The sequence below is a fragment of the Marinitoga piezophila KA3 genome (genome assembly GCF_000255135.1).
Classification (GTDB): domain Bacteria; phylum Thermotogota; class Thermotogae; order Petrotogales; family Petrotogaceae; genus Marinitoga; species Marinitoga piezophila.
The window spans coordinates 1,938,679-1,960,747 of record NC_016751.1 but is presented as its reverse complement, the minus strand read 5'-3'; the positions used below and the strand labels follow the sequence as shown (position 1 = coordinate 1,960,747).

The 22,069-nt window shown below is 29.9% G+C and carries 17 protein-coding genes and 1 tRNA gene; 8 read left to right on the top strand and 10 right to left on the bottom strand.

Going from position 1 to position 22,069, the window contains the following annotated elements:
• Nucleotides 1–15 precede the first annotated feature (15 nt).
• From MARPI_RS09270 to MARPI_RS09255, 4 genes are all read left to right on the top strand, one after another.
• Entirely contained in the window at nt 16–1,818 is a 1,803-nt protein-coding gene (locus MARPI_RS09270) for a TIGR03960 family B12-binding radical SAM protein (RefSeq protein WP_014297333.1), read from the top strand.
• A complete protein-coding gene (locus tag MARPI_RS09265; RefSeq protein WP_014297332.1) occupies nt 1,815–2,579 on the top strand; it encodes an inositol monophosphatase family protein in 765 nt (254 codons plus the stop codon). Before MARPI_RS09270 ends, MARPI_RS09265 begins: the two co-directional genes overlap by 4 nt.
• Nucleotides 2,576–3,649: a glucose-1-phosphate thymidylyltransferase gene (locus MARPI_RS09260; RefSeq protein ID WP_014297331.1), complete on the top strand. Its 1,074-nt coding sequence runs from the start codon at nt 2,576–2,578 to the stop codon at nt 3,647–3,649. Before MARPI_RS09265 ends, MARPI_RS09260 begins: the two co-directional genes overlap by 4 nt.
• 738 nt (nt 3,650–4,387) lie before the next feature.
• The gene (locus tag MARPI_RS09255) at nt 4,388–5,740 is read left to right on the top strand and encodes a glutamine synthetase family protein (protein ID WP_014297330.1); all 1,353 of its coding nucleotides are present in this window, start codon (nt 4,388–4,390) and stop codon (nt 5,738–5,740) included.
• A gap of 30 nt (nt 5,741–5,770) precedes the next feature.
• Here the strand turns inward: MARPI_RS09255 and MARPI_RS09250 are convergent, their stop codons facing one another.
• Genes MARPI_RS09250 through lgt form a run of 3 tightly spaced genes read right to left on the bottom strand, consistent with a single transcriptional unit; the run spans nt 5,771 to nt 7,781 of the window.
• Nucleotides 5,771–6,532: a TatD family hydrolase gene (locus MARPI_RS09250; RefSeq protein ID WP_014297329.1), complete on the bottom strand. Its 762-nt coding sequence runs from the start codon at nt 6,530–6,532 to the stop codon at nt 5,771–5,773.
• Between the two features lie 3 nt (nt 6,533–6,535).
• Nucleotides 6,536–6,895: a cupin domain-containing protein gene (locus MARPI_RS09245; RefSeq protein WP_014297328.1), complete on the bottom strand. Its 360-nt coding sequence runs from the start codon at nt 6,893–6,895 to the stop codon at nt 6,536–6,538.
• A gap of 1 nt (nt 6,896) precedes the next feature.
• Entirely contained in the window at nt 6,897–7,781 is an 885-nt protein-coding gene (gene lgt / locus MARPI_RS09240) for a prolipoprotein diacylglyceryl transferase (protein ID WP_014297327.1), read from the bottom strand.
• A 50-nt stretch (nt 7,782–7,831) separates the two neighbouring features.
• On the opposite strand from lgt, the gene MARPI_RS09235 reads away from it, so the two are divergent.
• A tRNA-Gly gene (locus tag MARPI_RS09235) sits at nt 7,832–7,907 on the top strand.
• Nucleotides 7,908–7,923: 16 nt separating this feature from the next.
• Here the strand turns inward: MARPI_RS09235 and MARPI_RS09230 are convergent.
• From MARPI_RS09230 to MARPI_RS09200, 7 genes are read right to left on the bottom strand one after another with little or no spacing between them, the layout of a single operon-like run.
• A complete protein-coding gene (locus tag MARPI_RS09230) occupies nt 7,924–9,216 on the bottom strand; it encodes a tetratricopeptide repeat protein (protein WP_014297326.1) in 1,293 nt (430 codons plus the stop codon).
• On the bottom strand, nt 9,192–11,732 hold the full coding sequence (locus MARPI_RS09225; RefSeq protein WP_014297325.1) for a hypothetical protein: 2,541 nt from the start codon (nt 11,730–11,732) through the stop codon (nt 9,192–9,194). The genes MARPI_RS09230 and MARPI_RS09225 overlap by 25 nt, the downstream gene beginning before the upstream one ends.
• Nucleotides 11,733–11,734: 2 nt before the next feature.
• Nucleotides 11,735–12,586, bottom strand: coding sequence for a polyprenyl synthetase family protein (locus MARPI_RS09220; protein WP_014297324.1), 852 nt, complete (start codon nt 12,584–12,586; stop codon nt 11,735–11,737).
• Complete coding sequence (locus tag MARPI_RS09215; protein WP_014297323.1) at nt 12,576–13,124, bottom strand: bifunctional nuclease family protein; 549 nt, start codon at nt 13,122–13,124, stop codon at nt 12,576–12,578. The genes MARPI_RS09220 and MARPI_RS09215 overlap by 11 nt, the downstream gene beginning before the upstream one ends.
• Nucleotides 13,124–13,897, bottom strand: a complete 774-nt coding sequence (locus MARPI_RS09210; protein WP_014297322.1) for a lysophospholipid acyltransferase family protein — start codon at nt 13,895–13,897, stop codon at nt 13,124–13,126. Before MARPI_RS09210 ends, MARPI_RS09215 begins: the two co-directional genes overlap by 1 nt.
• Complete coding sequence (gene thiI / locus MARPI_RS09205) at nt 13,894–15,117, bottom strand: tRNA uracil 4-sulfurtransferase ThiI (RefSeq protein WP_014297321.1); 1,224 nt, start codon at nt 15,115–15,117, stop codon at nt 13,894–13,896. Before thiI ends, MARPI_RS09210 begins: the two co-directional genes overlap by 4 nt.
• A gap of 45 nt (nt 15,118–15,162) precedes the next feature.
• Nucleotides 15,163–16,011 (bottom strand): YitT family protein, encoded by an 849-nt coding sequence (locus MARPI_RS09200; protein ID WP_014297320.1) that lies wholly within the window; start codon nt 16,009–16,011, stop codon nt 15,163–15,165.
• Between the two features lie 149 nt (nt 16,012–16,160).
• Between MARPI_RS09200 and MARPI_RS09195 the strand changes: the two genes are divergently transcribed.
• From MARPI_RS09195 to ileS, 3 genes are read left to right on the top strand one after another with little or no spacing between them, the layout of a single operon-like run.
• Nucleotides 16,161–18,914 carry an ATP-binding protein gene (locus MARPI_RS09195; RefSeq protein ID WP_014297319.1) on the top strand — a complete coding sequence of 918 codons (2,754 nt, stop codon included), beginning with the start codon at nt 16,161–16,163 and terminating at the stop codon, nt 18,912–18,914.
• A 15-nt stretch (nt 18,915–18,929) separates the two neighbouring features.
• Nucleotides 18,930–19,286 (top strand): response regulator, encoded by a 357-nt coding sequence (locus tag MARPI_RS09190; RefSeq protein ID WP_014297318.1) that lies wholly within the window; start codon nt 18,930–18,932, stop codon nt 19,284–19,286.
• A gap of 15 nt (nt 19,287–19,301) precedes the next feature.
• Nucleotides 19,302–22,055, top strand: coding sequence for an isoleucine--tRNA ligase (gene ileS / locus MARPI_RS09185; RefSeq protein WP_014297317.1), 2,754 nt, complete (start codon nt 19,302–19,304; stop codon nt 22,053–22,055).
• Nucleotides 22,056–22,069: the final 14 nt, after the last annotated feature.

Here is a 22,069-nt window from a genome sequence, read left to right as displayed (position 1 = left end):
GAGGGAGGATTTATTTTGAATATACAGAAATGGTTATTTTCAAGCGGTGTATTACATAGAGTAAGAAAACCTGCAAGATATATTGGCGGAGAATATAATATTATAAAAAAAGATTTAAATAATAAAATAAGAATAGGTCTTATGTTTCCAGACCTATATGAAGTTGGTATGTCTCACACAGGGTTTCAAATATTATTAAATGAATTTAATTCTTTTGAGAATGTGTATGCTGAAAGGATTTTTTTACCCTGGAAAGATATGATTGAAGAGATGAAAAAACACAATATTCCTTTATATTCTCTTGAAACATTTACTCCTATAAAAGATTTTGATTTAATAGGAATTACCTTGCAATATGAGCTATCTTATACCAATCTATTACATTCGTTAAAACTTGGAAATATACCTGTCTGGTCAAAAGATAGATCCGAAAATGATCCTATAATTATTGCCGGAGGACCGAGCGCTTCAAATCCTGAACCATTAAGGGATTTTATTGATGTTTTTTTTAATGGTGATGGCGAAGAGGTTTCTGAAGATATTATAAAAATAATTTCAAGTGATGTTTCAAGAGAAGAAAAACTTAAAAAATTTCACGAAACGGAAGGATTTTATGTGCCAAAATTTTATCCTGTTGAAGAAAATAATTATGGTTTTTATATTCCAAAATTTAAAGATAGAGTTAAAGTAAGAAAGGTTAGAGATTTAAATACGGTGAAATTTCCGGTTAATCAAATAGTCCCAAAGATTAAAACTATTCACAACAGGGCTATAATAGAGGTTATGCGTGGTTGCGATAGAGGCTGTAGATTCTGTCACGCGGGTTTTTATTATAGACCTGTAAGAGAAAGGACAGCCAAGAGCATAATTGATTTATCCTACAAAACACTTGAAAGTACCGGTTATAATGAAATTTCACTATTATCTTTGAGTACTCTGGATTATAGTGATTTAGAAAGTGTTCTTGATGAATTAAATGATTTTTTAAAAGAAAACAGAATTTCAATTTCTTTACCTTCAAGCAGGGTTGATAGATTTGGTATAGAAATTGGAAGTAAGATTTCTGGAGCCCGAAAAACAGGGTTAACCTTTGCTCCCGAAGCTGGTTCACAGAGATTAAGAGATATAATAAACAAAAATTTAAGTGAAGAAGAAATTATTAATGTCGCTAAATTTGCCAAAGAAGCTGGCTGGAGAAGAATAAAACTATATTTTATGATTGGATTGCCAGGAGAAACCGATGAAGACGTAAAAGCTATTGTTGAATTAGCTCGAAAAATAAAAAAAGAGGCCAAATTAAAGGATATTACTGTTAATGTCTCGATTTTTATTCCAAAACCACATACTCCTTTTGAAAAAGAACGGTTTGTACAACCAAAAGAGGTTAAGGAAAAAATAAAAATATTAAATGAAGTAAGGAAATTCGCAAGATTAAACATCCATGACCCTTACGAAAGTTTAATTGAAGCATTGTTATCTCGTGGAGATAGTAAAATTGGAAAGGTTATTTATGATGCAGCCTTTGAAGAAGGTGCCATTTTCGATGAATGGGAAGAAGAATTCGATTTTAGAAAATGGGCAAGAGCTATAAACAAAAATAATATAAATACATCTCTTTATTTAGATGAAATAAATACAGATGAATTGCCATGGAAAATCGTGGACATTTTAATAACCGAAGAATTTTTAAAATTTGAAGAAAAAAAAGCTGAAGAAGCAAAAACTACTGAAGACTGCAGATGGGATAAATGTTCTTTATGTGGTGTGTGTATAAAGACTGGATTAAATAATATATTAATGAAGCAGGTGAAAAGATGAAAGAGTTTGAATATTTAAAGGATCTTGTCTTTAATGCTGGAAGAAAGCTTTTGGAATGGCGTGAAGAAGAGTTTTCTGTTAATACTAAATCTTCGAAATTTGATCTGGTAACTTCTCTTGATTTTAGAGTTCAGGATTTCTTATATAATGAATTAACTAAAAAATTTCCTGAAATAGGATTTTTGGCTGAAGAAGATGGTTTTGACAAAAAACCTTCAACTAAAGGATACTGGGTTATTGACCCAATAGATGGAACTGTTAATTTTGCAAAAGGAATTCCAAATTTCTGCATTTCCGCTGCATATGTTGAAGATGATGAACCATTATATGGTGTTATATATGCACCTGTTATGAATCAATTAATATATGCTGAAAAAGGAAAAGGAGTATATGAAAATGGCAAAAAGGTAATTCCTCATTGGAATAAAGATATTGAAAGTTCTATGATATCTTTAGGAAATTTACGTGGTCATACATATAAATTTTTCCGTGCTCTTGAAAACAATGTAATGAGAGTGAGACTGTTAGGTACTGCTGCTTTACAAATTGCATATGTGGGAACTGGAAATCTTGATGCATTTATTTCTGTAAAAGGAAATTCATGGGACGTTGCTGCAGGATATATTATTGTAAAAGAAGCTGGAGGAATAATTACAGATTATTCCGGAAACAAAGCTACAATCTTTAATAAAAAAGCTATTTATTCTAATCCATATATACATGAAAGATTATTAAAAATTATACAGGGGGTGCAAATATGAAGGCGTTGATATTGTGTGCTGGTAAAGGTACAAGGTTAAGACCTTTAACATTTACAAATGCAAAACCATTAATTCCTATTGCAAACAAACCAACTATTGTATATAGTCTTGAAATGATTAAGGAAGCTGGTATTACAGAAGTTGGTATTGTTGTAAACCCAGATAATAAAAAGGATTTTGAAGCCACTTTAGGAACTGGAGAACAACTTGGTTTAAACATAACATATATCGTTCAAGAAGAACCTAAAGGATTGGCTCATGCTGTTGCTATCTCAGAAGATTTCTTAAAAGATGATGAATTTTTAATGTATTTAGGTGATAATCTGGTAACTGTAGATTTAAAAAAGTTCGTTGAAGAATTTAATAATGAAAATATGGATTCATTTATTCTTTTAACTCCTGTAGAAGATCCTTCAAGATTTGGTATTGCTGTTTTAAAAGATAATAAGGTTATAAAGGTTGTTGAAAAACCAAAGGATCCTCCATCGGATTTAGCAATTATCGGTGTATATATATTTAAACCTGTTGTTTTTGAAGCTATTAAAAATATTAAACCATCATGGAGAGGCGAATTGGAAATTACAGATGCTATTCAATGGCTACTTGATAATGAAAAAAATGTAGGGGCACATATTATATATGGCTGGTGGAAGGATACAGGAAAACCAGAAGATTTGATTGAAGCCAATAGAAAAATATTAGAACAGTTAAAAGATAGCAGAAATGAAGGTATTGTTTATGAAAACTCTTCAATTCACGGTAATGTGGTAATTGGAAAGGGTGCAAGAATTTTAAATAGCGTTCTTAGAGGTCCAATAATTATAGGAGATAATGTGCTTATTTCAGATTCATATATAGGTCCTTATACAAGTATAGGAACAGGAGTTACAATTGAAAATGCTGAAATAGAAAATTCTATAATACTTGATAATGCAACAATTGCACATCTTGAAACAAGATTGGATTCAAGTATAATTGGAGCAAATGCAACAGTGGTTCACAGCGATAGAAAACCAAAAACTATAAGACTTGTTGTTGGTGATTATTCAAAAATAGAAATACCAAGATAAATATATTCAATTCCCGGCTTTATTGCCGGGAATTTTTATTTCTTGAAAATTATAATAATTGAGAAAAATATAAGTTCATGATTTGATTTCGTTGTAGATTGAAAAAAATAAAAGTTCTTTAAAAATATCATTCTAGAAAACTTCCTGTTTTTTTGTCCCTCTTCATTCGCAGTTTTTTTCGGGCAATCTTCGAGCATTCGTTCATCTTTTTATTCAGTTTTCTTTTATGTTTTACTTATATAATAAAATATAATAAGAAATAAGAAAATAGAAATAATAATATGAGCGAAAACTTGAAAATTCCCGAAAAAATTCGAAGTGGAGCCGGACAAAATCACACAGATGTGATTTTGAGTGAAGACGAACATGGACGTGAGTCTGCAACGGCCGGCGGGAACGAGAATTTTTGAGGATTAGAATTTTCTACCGTTTGAGCGATTATTATTATTTCTATTTTTAAAAAAAGCTTTTGAGGATTAGTGCTCAAGTCGTATGAATGAACTTTTATTTTTTTCAAACTATTCTATAATCCACTCGCGAGAAATTTCTATAAAAGCATATATATTCTCAACTCCGTAATACCTTCTAAATAAGTAAAAATCAAAAATTAGATAAAAATAGCGCGTAATATTTTATAAATAGCTTTAATAGCCTTGAGTAACTGTTTTAATGATTATGTTTTTTATTAAAGAAGTGATATAGTACACATGGTGAAAATATATTATTGGAGGTGCAGCTATGATTAACTTTTTTAAAGTGGATAAAATTCCTGAAGAGTATGATTTTTTAGATATTATGGTTGTTGATATTTTCGGAAGATTAAAGCACGTTACTCTTCCAAAGAGTTATGTTTCAGAAAAGACTTTTAAAGAAGGTATCGGTTTTGATGCTTCTAACTTCGGTTTTGCCAAGGTTACTGATTCAGATATGGTGGCTATTCCTGATTTATCAAAAATCTTTGTCGAAGAAAATGAAGGAATGAAAATTGTTCATGTTTTATCAGATGTAATCAGTCCTTCAACCGGTAAATTTTTTGCACAATATCCAAGAAGCATTGCTAAAGAAACTTTAAAATATATAAAAGAAAGCGGCATTGCAGATGATGCAAAAATGTTAGTTGAATTGGAATTTCATATATTTGACGGTATAACCTTTAAAACTGGCGAAACAGAATCATATTACTTCCTTGAAAATGATGAAGGACTCGGTTATGAAGACAATCAGCCAAAAACTTATGGTTCATCATATCATTTAAATGAACCTTATGATATTCATTTCACTTTAAGAAATGAAATTGTTAAATCACTTGAAAATGCTGGTATTCCTGTAAAATACCACCATCACGAAGTTGGTATTGCACAACATGAAATTGAATTGAATTTCATGAGTCTCGTTGATGCTGCAGATAACGTTACTTTGGCAAAATATATAATAAGAAAAATAGCTGAAAGATACGGATTATATGTAACCTTTATGCCAAAACCTATGTTTAATATGGCAGGAAATGGTATGCACGTTCATCAATACCTTGAAAAAGATGGAAAGAGCTTGTTTGTTGGTGATGAATTGTATAATTTAAGCGAATTGGCTTTAAATTATACTGCCGGTATTTTAAATCACAGTTTAACAGGTTCGTTGTTATCCTGGTCAAATCCTTCAACTAATTCATACAAAAGACTTGTTCCAGGTTTTGAAGCACCTATTTCTGCTTCATTTTCAAAAGGTAGCAGAAGCGCAGCTGTAAGAATTCCTGGATATTTAAGCAAGGCTGATACAAGAATTGAATTTAGAACTGGCGATGGCTCAGCAAATGTTTATTTCTTCCTTTCTGCAATGGTTTTAGCAGGTATTTCTGGCATAGAAAAGAAGCTTGATCCCGTAGAATTAGGCTTCCATTCTAAAGGAGAAAATGAAAAGGTATTCCCTCTTGATTTAAGATTGGTAATGAAAGGTCTTAAAGATGACAAAGATTATTTAAAAACATTCCCTGAAGAATTAATTAATAAATGGTATGACACTAAAATGAAAGAAGCAAATCTTATTTATTCAATTCCTGTTTCAAAAGAATTTGAAATGTATTTTGAACTTTAATAATAAAATAAGGCTGGCTTTAAGCCAGCCTTATTTTATTGAAAATGCTTTTTTAGCATTGTTTAATAGTATTTCCGATGTTTCATCAATTGATATTTCCTTTATTTCTGCTATTTTTTCAATAACGTATTTTACATATAACGGATTGTTTCTTTTGCCTCTATATGGAACAGGGGTTAAAAATGGGGAATCTGTTTCCGGTAATATCATTTCAATTGGCGTATTTTTTACAACTTCTACAAGCTTATGATTGTTTTTAAATGTAATTGGTCCATCTATTCCAATATAAAATCCCAGATCAAGGAATTTTCTTGCCGTTTTCCAATCTGAAGAGAAGCAATGAACTACACCTAATTTATCTGGAATCCCATTTTCAACTAATAGATTAAATGCATCTTCATATGCTTCCCTGATATGTAAAATAACAGGCAAGCCAATTTCTTTTGCAATTTCTAATTGATTTATAAAAGATTTATACTGATCTTTTTTTGTTGTGTATTCCCTATAATAGTCAAGACCTATTTCACCAATTGCAATAACCTTTTCATTTGATGCAAGAATTTTTATTGTGTCAAAATCTTTATTGCTTAAATTAGATGAATCATTTGGATGAATACCAACAGAGGCATATATTTTTTCATATGTATTTGCGAGCTCTACTGTATTAAATGAATTGTCTATATCTATTCCAACCTCTATAACAAATTCCATATTTTCATTATCAAATTTCTTTATTATTTCATTTCTTTCTTCTATTAAATTTAAATGACAATGTGTATCTACTAATCTCACTTATTATTCTCCTCCACTTTTTGGAATTACACAAATAAATTGACTTTCTCCATCATTTATATTTTTAAATTGATGTTCTACATTTGGTGGAACAAATACAAAATCTCCTTCTTCAGCGATAACTGTTTCTTCGCCATTGAATACCTCTAATTTTCCTTTTACCACAAAAACCTCATGTTCCCAATTGTGTGTATGTTTAGGTGTAAATCCACCTTTTTCTATTGTAAAAAGTCTCATTACAAAGTTAGGTGCACCCAATTTATTACCTATGAGCACTCTTTTGTGAGCACCTTTTACATTCACACCATCATCATATGTAATTGGCTCTACTTCCATAGCTTTTCCTACATAAGCCTTTTCCATTTTATCCCTCCTGTTTAGCTTTTTTGGATAATATTATGTATAAAGATATTCCTATTATTATAAATAAAATACTTATTAATACTGCTACCTTCATATTTAAGAACATTAAAGAATCTGTTCTTAATAATTCTATTACTCCACGTCCTGCTGAGTATAATATCAAATACAATGATATTATTTCACCGTCAAACCTTTTTTTATTCCTTGCATAATAGAATAAGAATAAAAATATTAATAAATCCCATGTTGATTCATACAAAAAGGTTGGATGGAAGTATTCATAGCTTTCATATCCTGGCATTCTAAATTGTGGCGGTATATACATCTTCCATGGAAGATTTGTGGGAGAACCATATGCTTCATAATTAAAAAAGTTTCCCCATCTTCCTATTGCCTGCCCAAGCGGGAGCACATGTGCCATTAAATCCAATCCCTGTAAGAAATTAAATGTTATATTCTTTTTTATTTTTGTATATAAATATACTGCTATTAACGCCCCCAGAATTCCACCATGAATTGCCATTCCACCATGCCACGTTTTAAATACTTCACTAAAAGGTAATTTCGAATAATAATCCCAATTAAATGTTACATAATATGCACGTGCTCCAATAATGGAAAATATAATCCCTATCATCACAGCATTTGAAAGGTCATCTTCTGAAATATTCCATTTTTTTGCAGTATCATTTGCAAGATAAAAACTTAAAAAAACACCTGTTGCAATTAATAAACCATACCATCTTATTTGTAATGAACCAAAATTCAATATAACCTGATTTAATAAGATTTTTCCTGAAAACACTCCGGGTAATAGAAATATTACAGCTAAAAGATATATTGAAATTGAAATTATAAATACTTTTTTAAATAATCTATCTTTCATAATTACCCCCTTGAAATCATCTTTTAAAAATGGTATAATTTGTATCGGTTGCGGGTGTAGCTCAGCTGGTAGAGCGTCAGCTTCCCAAGCTGAATGTCGCGGGTTCGAATCCCGTCGCCCGCTCCATTTTTTTATTTTTCTTCTATTCTATCATCAGTTCATCTCTATTTCTTTCCGCGAAAATTTCCTTGAATATTGTATGTAAGTCTCCTTTTGAATAAACTCCACCCTTGTTTGCAACTTCCTCATCCAGATTTTCTAAACTTTCTATTCCTTTTACATTTGAAGCTACTATTGCCCCACCTGGTTCTTTCATAATTTTATTATATTTCGCGACAACTTCCATATGTGGTTTTACAGTTTCTATTTCATCTAAGTTTTTTACTTTATCTTTTTCTATAACTTCATCAATTGTATTATCGCCCTCATCAGTATCAGTTTCATTTTCAGCTTCTGTATTTTCTTCTTCACCTGTTTCCTGATTTTTTTCTTCGATTAAATCCTCTATATCTATGTTCTTTTCCTCTACTTGCTCCTCTATATTTTCTTCTATATTTTCCTCTGTCATATTTTCTTCTTCTATATTTTCCTCAACATTTTGAGGCGGTTCGCTTTCTTCAAGCAGATTATCCACATCTAATTCTTCCAGATTTTCCTCTGTATTGTCCTGAATTTGTGGTGCAGGTGGTGGAGGTGGCGGTGGTGGTGCATTTTGCGGTTCAGCTTCTGGCAAAACTGATTCATTGGATATTTCTTCTTCATCAATATCCATTTTTTGTTTCATCTTTTCATATTCCTGCCATAATTCCTCTAATTCATCAACCTTTACTTCAAGTATTTCTTCTACAGGAATTACTTCTTCTTCAACTTCAACTTCTTCAATAGTTTCTTCTTCTTCTTTTTCAACCTTTGCACCTTTAGCACCTAATGAGTATTTTCTAAATACAAAGAAATATGATAAACCTACTAATAATAAAATAATTAAAAGTATAATGGCAGAGGCTATAATATAAGCAGTAATTGGAATTTTTATCTTTTCTTCTTCTGTTCCAGTTGCTTCTTCGGTGGTTATGTTTGCACTTTTAAAATGTAAATCTTCTTCTATATTACCTTCTCTTATACTTTTCAAAGCTAATTGAACTTTTTCATCATTGGGATAATATTTTAAATATTTTTCAGCTTCAGTATATTTTTTTAAATAGAATTTTGTCCATCCAAGCATATATCTAATATCAGGATATTTTATCTCTATTTCAGCTGTTAAACTTAAAGCTTCCTGAAAATATCTTTCTGCAGCTTTGTATTCGCCAGACTGAAAAGAGCTTTTCCCATTAAAATAATACACTTCAGCCTTTTCAAGAAGTGTCTGGGAAAAAATCACTATATTCAAAATTATAAAAATTAATAATATTAAAACTTTACTTTTGCTTTCCATAATTCAAATCCCCCGTCTTTTTTTATAAGAAGCAAAAACGTATCTTTTTCTATTCCTATTATATCTATAATTTCAAAATCTGTAATTGAATCATAAACACCTGGAAACACCTTGTTTTTTAAATCTATATATGTTGCAAAATTTCTATCAAATATCCATAATCTATTGTTATTTTCAAGTAACTTCATCTTGCCTACATCGCCATCTCCAACAAATTGAACTTTTGAGTTTTTAGTATCATATACCACCAATCTATAATCAGATGTAAGCAGGAAAATATAATATGATCTTGAATAATAATCAATTATATTACCTATAGGTTTTCTTGTTAAATCTTCTATACCAGCTCTGGTAACTACTGTAACCCATTTATCTTCTTTTCTTTTTAAGACCTTATTTCCTAAAATTATATAAAAGTCATTATTTATTACTTTTATAGAGTCAAAAGGGGTCTTTTCAGATATAAGTTCATTATTTTCATATACTTTTGCAAGACCATCCTGATAATCAACATATATATATTTCCTGATTTCCGGAAGGTAATAAACGTTATTATGGACTTCAAAATCTATATTTTTTATTTTCATAAATTCATTTGAACTGGCATCTATAGCATAAACCCCATCTATTGTAGTTACATATAAACGTTTTTTATATTCTATGCTTCCAAGTATTTTTTTATTTAATATATTCCTTCCATCAAGATCATATACCCCATTATCTGAAACCACAAAGGCATTATCTCCAAGCATATATATTTTTCCATAAGTTAATTTAGAAATATATAACAATTGTTCTTCTAAATCTATCATGTGAAGTTTCATATAGGAGCTGGATTTTACAAATATATTTGCCAGTGATTCTTTTTCTGTTTTTAATTCCATTTCTTTTTTCTTTTCTTCTAACTCTTTTTGTGATTCAACAAAATCATCGTCTTTTATTTGAGGGATTTTTACCGTTTTTATATCTTTTGACAATAATTTTTGAACAGTTTTTAAAACATTGTTGTCAGAATATAGTTTGTCATAGGATAAATCAAATGTAAACATCCTGGCGTTTTTTAATTCGGCACTTTTTAATGTAACAAGCCCATCTCCTATACCATCAATTAATTCTGGATAAAAATCTTTTAACTTTGAATTTTTTAAATAAGCATTTAAATCTGGTTTTGTTCCCATTATTACATAATAGTCAATATCTTTTCTTGTTTTCATATTATTTAATTTTCTTATAAACTTTGAATCCGGAAGCAAATCTTTATAATATGATGCATACATTTCGATTTTGGAGCTAATATTTAAAAATAATGAATTATAATCCTCTTTGTTTATACCATAAGAGAGCTCCATAACCTCAGGATTCTTCTTGTATATGATGTTGTAATATATAGGATTAACTATATTCATTCCTTTATTTGGTGGTGAAAATAAGGTTAAAGTTCTAACATTTTTTATTTCAGGATGTGTTTCTAATGCATATCTTACAATTAATGCTCCTATCCCCTGAGCAATAATATCAAATTGTTTATTCTGTTTTGCTTTTAATTCTGCGGCAAATCTTTCTGCTTCAAACTCTAAAAAACTATTACTTCCAGTTCTTATATAAAATCCAAAATATGAATCCATATAATTTTTTGGTTTGGATTCAAGAATTGGGTATTTATAATACCATATTGTTCTATTTGGGAAATACAAGCTCCATACATTTTCACCATAAAGGTTATTAATAGTTTGTGTGTTTGGAATATATCCAAGAAAATCATTGTCAACTCCAGGCACCAGCAAAAGATCAGGTTCCAATGATGGCGGTTTTTCTATTAATGTTTTTATACCATATGAAACCTCTTTTGGATTTGAATCTACATACAATCCAAATTTTGAAAAATGGAATACATTTGCCTGAACTATATATTGCCCAAGACTTTCGTCTTTAAATATTTCGCATCCTGGTAATTTTTTTATTATTGGCGGATCATCATTTGAGGCATACATAATCGCAAAATTATTAAAATTATCTCCATAATATAAATCCAATGGTATTCTATATTTTATTTTTATGGGTTTTAACGAAGATTCTTCTTTATTATCATCTGGTATTATTTCATATATTGGACCATAAAAATTACCAAAGGTTTTAAGATTCTGATATTCTGCAGAATTTTCCTTCAATGCCTTTATAGTAAAGGTTTTTCTATATTGAAATGCTCCAGGCGGAACATATAAAAAGAGATTGGATACAGATGCAGACTTAGCTTCATCTTCAACCTGTAATTTTTTTGTTCTAAATGTTGGAATTAAGATTAAAGAGATTATAAATATAATAAAAACCAAAAAACCTCCAAGCAACGTGATTTTCTTCTTTTTAGGTAGTTGCTTGAAGTTTTTTATATCTGCTATTAATTGTTTTATATTTATTTTTTTTATTATTCCAGTTATCTTGGAAAAATCTATTTTTTTCTTTTTTCCTTCCTTTTTTTCTTCCTTTTCTTCCTTTTTTTTCTTCTCTTTTTTGGCCATTTTTACTTCCTTTCAATTAGCTGTTTTATTTTTAATATCTCATTTGAAAAATCTTTAAGACCTAATTTCAATAATATATCATTTGCCTCTTTGAAAAGAAATTCAGCATAATTTTTAGCTTTTTCGTCTGAATATAGTGCTATTAAAGTAATTTTGTTTTCGTCATTATTTAAATCTTTTCCAACCTCTTCGAATTTGCCATATTTATCTTTTAAATCATCATATATTTGAAATGCAAGTCCAAAGTTTTTACCTGCTTTTTTCATTAATTGATATTCCTCTTTAAGATCCTTTAAATAAGGAATTACACCAAACGAAAATTCAAATAACGCCGATGTTTTTTTTCTATACATTTCTTCAACAGATTTTTGCGATGGTAATATCATGCCTCTTTCAAATGCTACATCAAGAGCTTCTCCTTGTATAAGATCTAACATAATTTCACTGAAAAATCCTGTTAATTTATATGATTCATCTATAGAAAAATTATTGGAAAACACCTTAAATGGAATAACAAATCCTGCATCCCCTGTAAGTATGGCCTGCCATTCTGAAAATTGCTTGTGATTGGTTAATTTTCCACGCCTATAATTACTATTATCTATTGCCGGTAAATCATCATGAATTAACGATGCAGTATGTAATATTTCTACAGCAAAACCTATTCTAAGCAATTTTTCCTCTTCTATATTATAATATCGTCCAATATTATATATTATCCATGGCCTTAATCTTTTTCCTCCAGCAAAAAAAGAATATTTAAAAGGTTTTTCTATTTCTTCAAGCAAATTTAGTTCAGAAAAAATCTCTTCTGCCTTTTTTTCAAAAATCTCTTTAAACTCTTTAATCTCCATCTTCTTTCTTCCCTTCATCAAAGAAATGTTTTTTTATCATATCAATATCAAAATTCTCTATAAATTCTTTAAATTCCTTTCTTTTTTCTCTCTCTTCATCTGTTTCTTCATCATCACGTTCACCAATTGGAATAAAGGATATATCTATGCCATTTTCTATGATTATAGAATCTTTAATATATATTGGAACTCTCGTTTTTACAGCCATTATTATTGCATCTGAAGGTCTTGAATCATATATTAATTCATCACCATCTTTTTCAAAAACTATATTGGCATAATATATGTCTTTCTCCATATTTATTATTTCTACTCTTTCAACTGTATATCCCTCATTCTCTAAAAATTTTAAAAATAAATCATGTGTAAGCGGTCTTGGCGTTTTTTGCTCGTTTATAGATAATGCAAGATAAGTTGCTTCACAGGCTCCTATCCATATTGGAATTCCTATATTTGTATTTTCTATTCTTAAAAAGATTACCGGAGAGTTGGATACTTTATCTAACCCCATTGTAATTACATCTACCTTTTTAAACATTAAACCACTTCCTCAAATTCTTCCTTTTTATTCACTTTTGAGGCAATTAATTTATATATATAATCCCTTAATTCAGCTTCGCTACCAAATTCTTCAGGATTTACAGGCTTAAATATAGTGATGTTTATTGGGTGTGGTGTAATATATAAACGTCCCTTTTTAGCAATTTCATAGGCTCCATCAATTGCAACAGGTAATATTTTTACCTTATATCTGTATGGAATCATCAATGAGCCACGTTTAAATGGCTTAACTTCACCATCTAAGGTTCTTGTCCCTTCTGGAAATAAAACAAGTTTCTGGCCATCTATTAATTTTTTTCGCAGTTCTCTTAATGCTTTTGCACTTTGAGTTGCATTCCCTCTTTCAATAAATACAGATCCCAATGCCTTAATAAAAAATGAAACAATAGGAACTTTAGAAAGCTCTTTCTTTGCTATAAACGCTGTTGGGAATACATATCCTATTATAAGAGGAATATCAAGTAAACTTTGATGATTTGCCACTATCATATACGCTTCATCGCCCATTTGAGACAGATCAAATTCACTTTCTACATATACCTTAACTCCCATTAACTTAAATGCATTTTTCCCAAATTTTTTTAAAACATTTATAATATATTCTTCTGCCTTTTCTTTTCCTTTTGTTTTTTCTATGATTTTAGATCTGATTATAACCCAGGTACCATAAATTCCAACATACCATATTAATCCCAGATAAAACCATATTGTTAATAAAATCCTTTTAAAAAACAGCCCTATTTTATTCACTTATCCACCACCTCTCTCTCATGAAAGATGTATTTTTCCTCTACTTCCCCGTTTTTAATAACATATACAATGCTATTTTTTATTGCTTCTTCTTCTAAAATTTCAAGATTTTCTATTCTTTCTTCGTATTTTTTCATTTTGTCCGGAAATGATTTTGTAGCTGGTTTTTTAGGTAAAAATGCCACACAGCTATCATTATATGGCCATATAGAAATGTCATAAGTTCCAATTTCCTTTGATTTATTAACAATATCAAGCTTCTCAAAAGCCAATAATGGCCTTAAAATCAACATATCAGTTGCGTCTGAAATGGATATCATATTTTCCAGTGTTTGTGAAGCCACCTGACCTATATTTTCACCTGTAATTAATGCCTGAGAACCACTTTTTTTAGCAATAATTGTTGCAATTCTCATCATTGATCTTCTCTGCAAAATCAACGAATATGATTCAACGTTAATATTCTTTATAGCCTTTTGAACTTCAGTGAAAGGAATTATATAATGATAGAATTTAAATGGATAATACGTACTTAAAACTTTACTCAACTCCACTAATTTCATAACAGTTTTTTCACTATTATTAGGCGGACTATAGAAAGAAATAGCATTCATTTTCATTCCACGTTTCATCATCATCCATGCAGCCACAGGACTATCAATACCACCAGATAATAAAATACTTGCTTTTCCTCCTGCACCTACAGGATATCCAGCATGACATTCAAGATTTTCAAAATACACAAATGCCATTTCATGTCTTATTTCAATTCTTATTAAATAATCAGGATTATGAACATCAACCTTCATCCCAGGAAATTTTTCAAGTATTTCTGCACCAATATCTTTATTTAAATCAAAGCTTCTAATAGGAAACATTTTATCAACACGTCTCGTATCAACCTTAAATGTACCTGATTCTATATTTTTTTCTTTTAATAAACTTATTATTTTATTTTTTATATCTTCATAATCCTTTTCAACCTTTACAGCTGGAGATATTGACTTTATACCAAAAACCTTTTTTATTCTATTTAACATTTCATCATTTATTTTTTTATTATCCTTTGGAATAATTATGATTCTACCATAAATCTTCTTTGCATTTACTTCATGATTCAATTGAAGTACTATATTATTCATTAATTTATTCTCAAACACATTTCTATTTTTCCCTTTCGTTCCTATTTCACTATATTTTATAACAACAAAATCGTACATTAAAATATTCCTCCTTAATTTTATTTCATATTAATTATATCATATTTAAACTCTCAATTTTTCAAATCCAAAACCATAAACACCTGTTGCAGAAGTCATGGAAACAAATGCATTTTTATCGTTATTTTTTATTATTTTTAATACAGTTGGCAATTCGCGTCTTCTTACTATTGTAAGAATAACATTTTTATTTTCTTTTGTATACCAACCCATGCCAGGTAAGATTGTTACCCCTCTTCCAAGAGTTGATGTAATTTCATCTGCTATAGCTTTATAATTATTGCTGAATATGAAGAGCTGAACAGAAGATTTTTCACCTTCAAGCACAAGATCTGTTGCATACCCAGCAATAGCCATCGTCACATAACCATATATAATTTTTTCAAATGAACCAAATACAAAAAATGAACTACCTATAATCAATACATCAAATAAAAATAGTGTTCGTCCTGGACTGAGATTTTTATATTTATTTATAATCATAATAATAATTTCTGTTCCACCAGTGGTTCCTCCTGCAAGAAAAACTATACCTACACCACTTCCAAGTAGTATTCCGCCAATAACCACTGATAAAAATTGATCATTTATAATAGGAGAATGAAAATAGTTCTGCAGCAAGGTAATGAAAAATGAAGAAGCAGCAATTCCATATATAGTTTTAAAACCAAAGGATTTGCCTATAATTCTCATTGCAATGAAAATAAGAATTACGTTCATGGCGAGATAACTTAAACCAACTGGAATACCGGTAATGTAATAAATCATTGTACCAACACCATTTAATCCCCCACCAACTATTTTCCAGGGAATTAGAAACAATGTCCAACCAAGAGCATTTATAAATGTACCTATTGTTATTAACAATACCTCTTTTAAAACTTCTTTTTTCACTAAAATCACCTCCAATAAAAAATACAATTAATTATATCAAAATAATTTTAATTTATGATTTTTATTGTTAAAAAATTGCTTTTTTTATAGTATAATAAAGACAGAGAGTTTAATTTGTCCCTTAATTTATAAAATCCGGGAGTGATTATATGCTTAATAACTTACTCAGAAGTTTTTCAAATGAACCTCCTACTAAACTTTTAAAAACCATATTGAATAATACTGCAAAAAGTCTGGCTGAAAAGTTCAATACAGATATTTTTATATTTATCCATGAACCGCCAAGAAATCTAATAAAACTTCTTGGTGCATCAAATGATTGTCAGGCAATTGAAAAATTTAAAATTTATTTTTCTGATAATAAGGGATTATATGAGTCTCTTTTAAAAAATCAGATTTTTAAAATAACTGTAGGTGATTTTGAAGAATTGCATTGTTTAAAATATAATGAAATTTTTTTAATTCCTATTAATATAAATGATTCTTTAATAGGTGCTTTCGGTGTCCCAAAGCACTTTTCAGAAAAAGAATTGGAAAAATTTCACGAAGAAACTATAAGCTATAGCGTTATTCTGAAAATGACCATGGAGTTTCTTGTACTTGAAGAAACAAGAAACAGACTTGATTACGTGGAAAAAATAACTGATTTATTTGAAAATATCCTTGATGAAAAAAAATTAATGAAAGAAATATTAAAAACAATTCAAGATATGCTTCATGCTGAGGGGGTTATTTTCTGGAAATATGAGGGAAATAAACTTATATTAAAAGAATATACTGGATTTAAAGAAGAAGTTATTTCAGATATGATGCTTGATACCGAATCTTCTCTTGAAGGAATGGCAATAAAAAATAAAAAACCTTTTCTTGTTGTTGGAAGAAAAAGATTTAAAGAGTTTAAAATTCCTATAGCTAAAGAGTTACTTTCAGCATTATACGCTCCTATATTAATTGATAACATTGAATATGGAGTGATAAGTGTATATAATCGTGAGGAAGGATACGGATTCAGACCTTATAAACATTTTGATGAATTTGATTTATCTTCATTAAGAAATATCACAAGACGTCTTGGTCTGGCTTTAAGCAGGATATATTTATATGATAAATTAAAAGACGAAATAGAAAAACTTATTACATTAAAACAAAATCATGAAAATCTTATAAAAGTGCAACGAGACCATCTTGATAAACTTAATTCACTTCATAAAATCAGTCAGGCTGTTAGAACAACTTTCGATAAGACTAATGCTATAAAAATTATGCTTATGGGGTTAACAAGCGTTAGAGGTTTAAAATTTAACAGGGCTTTATATTTAGAAAGAGATAGAGTTCGAGGAATTTTAATACCTAAAATATGGATTGGTCCCGCAGATGATGACGATGTTGAAGCAATATGGAAAAACGCCAATAAAAGAGCTTTAAAATATGGTGATATTGTTCAATATTTAAGAGAAGAGGCAATACAATTACCGACTAATAATAAATTAACCGAAAGTGTTAAAAACAAGGTTATTGTTTATAAGGGACAGACAATTTTAGAAAGAGCCGTAACCAAAAAACATATTATTCATGTTGTTCCGCAAATGCTAAAATTTAAAAAAGATGAATTGCAATACTTATATGATATTATTCAGTATGATGAATTTGTTATTATTCCAATTACAGGAAAATGGGAAACAAAAGGTATTGTTATTGCAGATAATAAATTCACAGGACAGGAAATTTCTGCTACGGATATTGAAATTTTAAGATTATTCCAGGATAGTATAGGGTTATCTATAGAAACCATTGAAAATTACGAAGAATTAAAGGAAAAAACAAAGTCACTTGAAGAACAAAAAAATCTTATAGATTTTTATAGACGTTTTAATGAAAATATACTCCAAAATCTCGCCATGGCTGTTATTGTTATTGACAGAAAAGGTAAAATATTAGAATGGAATAAAAAGGCAGAAGTTTTTTTTGATAAGCCTCGCGAGCATGTAATAGGAGAGACAACTGATATTTTATATGAAAAACTTGGAGCAGATGTTGTTAATTCAATTGAAAGCATTTTTTTCACCCGTGAAGAAATGAAAATGCCAAAATATATAATCTCCACAGGCGATGAAGAAAAAGTTTTCGATATTCAACTTTCACCTTTATGGAACAGAGATTTAGATGTAATCGAAGGAGTTATTGTTACTTTTGATGATGTTACTGAAAATTATAAAATGGAAAAGGAAATTGCAAGAAGAGAAAAATTAGCGGCAATTGGTGAAATGACAGCAAGAGTGGCTCATGAAATAAAAAATCCTTTGACTATTATAGGCGGTTTTGTAAATAGGATGATGAAAAAACTGGATAACCCTGAAAAAATAAAACAGTATTCAAATATTATAAAAGATGAGTTAGAGCGTCTTGAAAGCATTGTTTCTGAAATTTTAGAATTTAGTAGAGGTAGTAGAATACCGACATTTGAAATTGTTGATATGAATGAAATGATAGATGAAATAATAATAATGTACCATGATTTTTTAAGTCAAAAAAATTTAGATTTGAAATTTGAGAAAATGTTTGATAAAATAGAGGTAAAATGTGATAGAAGCAGAGTAAAACAGGTACTTATTAATTTAATAAAAAATGCCATAGAGGCCACTAATGATGGTGATTATATTAAAATAAAAACAGGATATGAAAACAATTACGCATTTTTTGAAATTGAAAATAATGGTGATCCAATACCAGAAGATGTACAACAAAAGATATTCTCTCCGTTTTTTACCACAAAAGTTCAGGGAACAGGTTTAGGATTGCCTATATGTAAAAAGATAATAGAAGAAGAACATAAAGGTAAACTTTATTTAGTAAAATCAGATGAACAATCTACTGTATTTAGATTTGAAATTCCTTTAAATTAAAAGGGAGGGGTTAAAATGGCAAGAATTTTAATCGTTGACGACGAAGATAATATAAGATTATTATTAAAGGAAGAATTGGAAGATTCCGGTTTTGAAGTTGTAGAGGCAAATGGCGCAAAAAAAGCTCTTGAAATTCTTTCAAATGATCAGAATTTCGATGTTATATCTCTTGATATTGAAATGCCAGAAATGAATGGCCTTGAACTTGCAAGCGAAATTAGAAAAAAATACCCGGATAAAAAGATCGTTTTAATGACAGCTTATAGTCATTACAAAAGCGATATGGCTTCATGGGCTGCAGATGCATATGTTGTAAAATCACTTGATCTTACTGAATTTAAAGAAACAATAAATAGACTTTTAAATATGTGATGGAGGTGTGTTAAATTGGATTATAAGGATACTTTGAACTTACCAAAGACGCCTTTTAGTATGAAGGCAAACTTAAAAAAGAAAGAACCAGAAACATTAAAAAAATGGGAAGAAATGGATCTCGAACATTATGTAAGAAAAGAAAGAGAAAAGGCTCCTGTGTATATTTTGCACGATGGACCTCCATATGCAAATGGTCATATTCATATTGGACACGTATTAAATAAGATTTTAAAGGATATAATTATTAAATATAAAACTATGCAGGGGTTTAAAGCTCCTTATGTCCCTGGCTGGGATACTCATGGATTACCAATAGAACATAAGGTTACAACAGAACTTGGCGACAAAGCAAAACAAATGTCAAAATTAGAAATAAGAAAATTATGTGAAAAATACGCTCTTGATTTCGTAAAAATTCAAAAAGAAGAATTTAAAAGATTGGGAGTTAGAGGAGATTGGGAACACCCTTATGTAACTCTTGAACCTGCTTATGAAGCAAAAGTACTTGGAATAGTAAAAAAACTTACTGAAGACGGAAATATTTTTAGAAGCAAAAAACCTATATATTGGTGTCCAAGTTGTGAAACAGCATTAGCCGAAGCAGAAATAGAATATCATGACCATACATCCCCATCAATATATGTAAAGTTTGAAATGGAAGATGAACCAGGTACATATATTGTAATCTGGACAACAACACCATGGACATTACCTGCTAATGTTGCAATTGCCCTTCACCCTGAATATGATTATGTAAAAATCTCTGTTGGTGAAGAAAAATGGATTCTTGCAGAAGCATTAGTGGAAAATTTAATGAAGGTTGCAGGTATTGAAAAATATGAAGTACTTGAAAAATTCAAGGGAAAAGATCTCGAATACAAAAAGGCTAAACATCCATTTATGGATAGAGAATCATTAATTGTATTGGCTGATTATGTAACTCTTGAAGATGGTACAGGGTGTGTTCATACAGCTCCTGGACATGGTGCTGATGACTATCAAACTGGTTTAAGATACAAACTTCCTGTATTGTCTCCAGTAAACCATGAAGGCGTATTTACAAATGAAGCTGGCAAATATGCTGGCTTACATATATGGAAAGCAAATAAGATTATTATTGAAGATTTAAAAGAATCTGGTCATTTAATTGCAAGAGCAGATATTACTCACTCTTATCCACATTGTTGGAGATGTAAAAACCCTGTTATCTTCAGAGCTACAGAACAATGGTTCATCTCTGTAGACTCTAATAATCTCAGACAAAAAGCTCTCGATGAAATTAAAAATGTAGAATGGATTCCAGAATGGGGAGAAAATAGAATCACCGCCATGGTTCAGGACAGACCTGATTGGTGTATTTCAAGACAGAGAGCATGGGGTATTCCAATACCTGCATTATACTGTGAAGATTGTGGTGAAACATTCCTCGATCCAGAAGTATTGGATAAAGTAATAGAAATAGTTGAAAAAGAAGGTACAAATGCATGGTATGAAAGACCTGTAGAGGATTTCTTACCAGAAGGCTATAAATGTCCAAAATGCGGAGGAACACATTTCAAAAAAGAAGAAGATATTCTTGATGTATGGATCGACTCAGGTTCATCATGGGATGCTGTAGTAAATGTAAGGGAAGACCTTGGTAAATATCCTGTTGATCTTTATCTTGAAGGTACAGACCAGCATAGAGGTTGGTTCCAGAGTTCATTATTCCTTTCAGTTGCAAAAAATGGCAAAGCACCATTTAAAGCTGTATTAACTCATGGTTTTATAAAGGATAAAGATGGAAGAAAGATGTCAAAATCCCTCGGTAATGTTATAAGCCCATTTGATGTTATAGATAAATATGGTGCAGACATTTTAAGACTCTGGGTTGCTTCAAGTGACTATAGAGGTGATATAAAGGTTTCATTTGAAATTTTAAAACAACAAACAGAAGTATATAGAAAATATAGAAATACAATAAGATTCTTATTGGGTAATACCTCTGACTTTGATCCTGAAGTAGATGCTGTTCCATACGAAGAAATGGAAGAATTGGATAAATGGGCAATGATGAAGATTCATCAGTTAATTAAAAAGGTAACTGAAGCCTATGAAAATTATGAATTCTTCAGGGTTCATCATTTAATCAATAATTTCTGTACAGTAGAAATGAGTTCTATGTACCTTGATATAATTAAAGACAGAATTTATACAGAATTACCAAAATCAAGATTAAGAAGATCCGCACAAACTGTAATGTATGAAGCTCTTGTAGCTTTAACAAAATTGATGGTTCCATTACTTGCATTTACAACAGAAGAAATATATTCTTATTTACCAACTAAAAAATATGAAACTGTTCAGCTTGAAGAATGGCCAGAAGTAAACGAAAAATACTTTGATAAAGAACTTGAAGAAAAATGGAATAAAATATTCCAGTTGAGAGAAGACGTAACAAAAGCACTTGAAGAAAAGAGAAGAGAAAAATTCATTGGACATCCACTTGATGCCAAAATCATTGTTGAACCAAAATCAGAAGAATTAAAAGAAATTTTGGCTTCTTACGATCCATACTTCGTTGCTGATTTATTTATTACTTCACAATTTGAATTGGGAAGTGTTGATGAAGGTTATGAAGGTGAATTTGCAAAAGTTAAAGTTGTAAAAGCAGAAGGAAAGAAATGTGAAAGATGTTGGAAAATACATCCAGAAGTTGGAAATAACGAAAAGTACCCTGACGCTTGTCCAAGATGTATTGCTGTTTTAGAAGAATTAAATAAATAATAAAATAAAAAATG

Bases quoted from the DNA above. Each gene is read 5' to 3' on its own strand.
- MARPI_RS09265 (WP_014297332.1), top strand. From the start codon at position 1,815: ATGAAAGAGTTTGAATATTTAAAGGATCTTGTCTTTAATGCTGGAAGA.
- MARPI_RS09260 (WP_014297331.1), top strand. From the start codon at position 2,576: ATGAAGGCGTTGATATTGTGTGCTGGTAAAGGTACAAGGTTAAGACCT.
- MARPI_RS09255 (WP_014297330.1), top strand. From the start codon at position 4,388: ATGATTAACTTTTTTAAAGTGGATAAAATTCCTGAAGAGTATGATTTT.
- MARPI_RS09245 (WP_014297328.1), bottom strand. From the start codon at position 6,895: ATGGAAAAGGCTTATGTAGGAAAAGCTATGGAAGTAGAGCCAATTACA.
- lgt (WP_014297327.1), bottom strand. From the start codon at position 7,781: ATGAAAGATAGATTATTTAAAAAAGTATTTATAATTTCAATTTCAATA.
- MARPI_RS09230 (WP_014297326.1), bottom strand. From the start codon at position 9,216: ATGGAAAGCAAAAGTAAAGTTTTAATATTATTAATTTTTATAATTTTG.
- MARPI_RS09225 (WP_014297325.1), bottom strand. From the start codon at position 11,732: ATGGCCAAAAAAGAGAAGAAAAAAAAGGAAGAAAAGGAAGAAAAAAAG.
- MARPI_RS09220 (WP_014297324.1), bottom strand. From the start codon at position 12,586: ATGGAGATTAAAGAGTTTAAAGAGATTTTTGAAAAAAAGGCAGAAGAG.
- MARPI_RS09215 (WP_014297323.1), bottom strand. From the start codon at position 13,124: ATGTTTAAAAAGGTAGATGTAATTACAATGGGGTTAGATAAAGTATCC.
- thiI (WP_014297321.1), bottom strand. From the start codon at position 15,117: ATGTACGATTTTGTTGTTATAAAATATAGTGAAATAGGAACGAAAGGG.
- MARPI_RS09195 (WP_014297319.1), top strand. From the start codon at position 16,161: ATGCTTAATAACTTACTCAGAAGTTTTTCAAATGAACCTCCTACTAAA.
- MARPI_RS09190 (WP_014297318.1), top strand. From the start codon at position 18,930: ATGGCAAGAATTTTAATCGTTGACGACGAAGATAATATAAGATTATTA.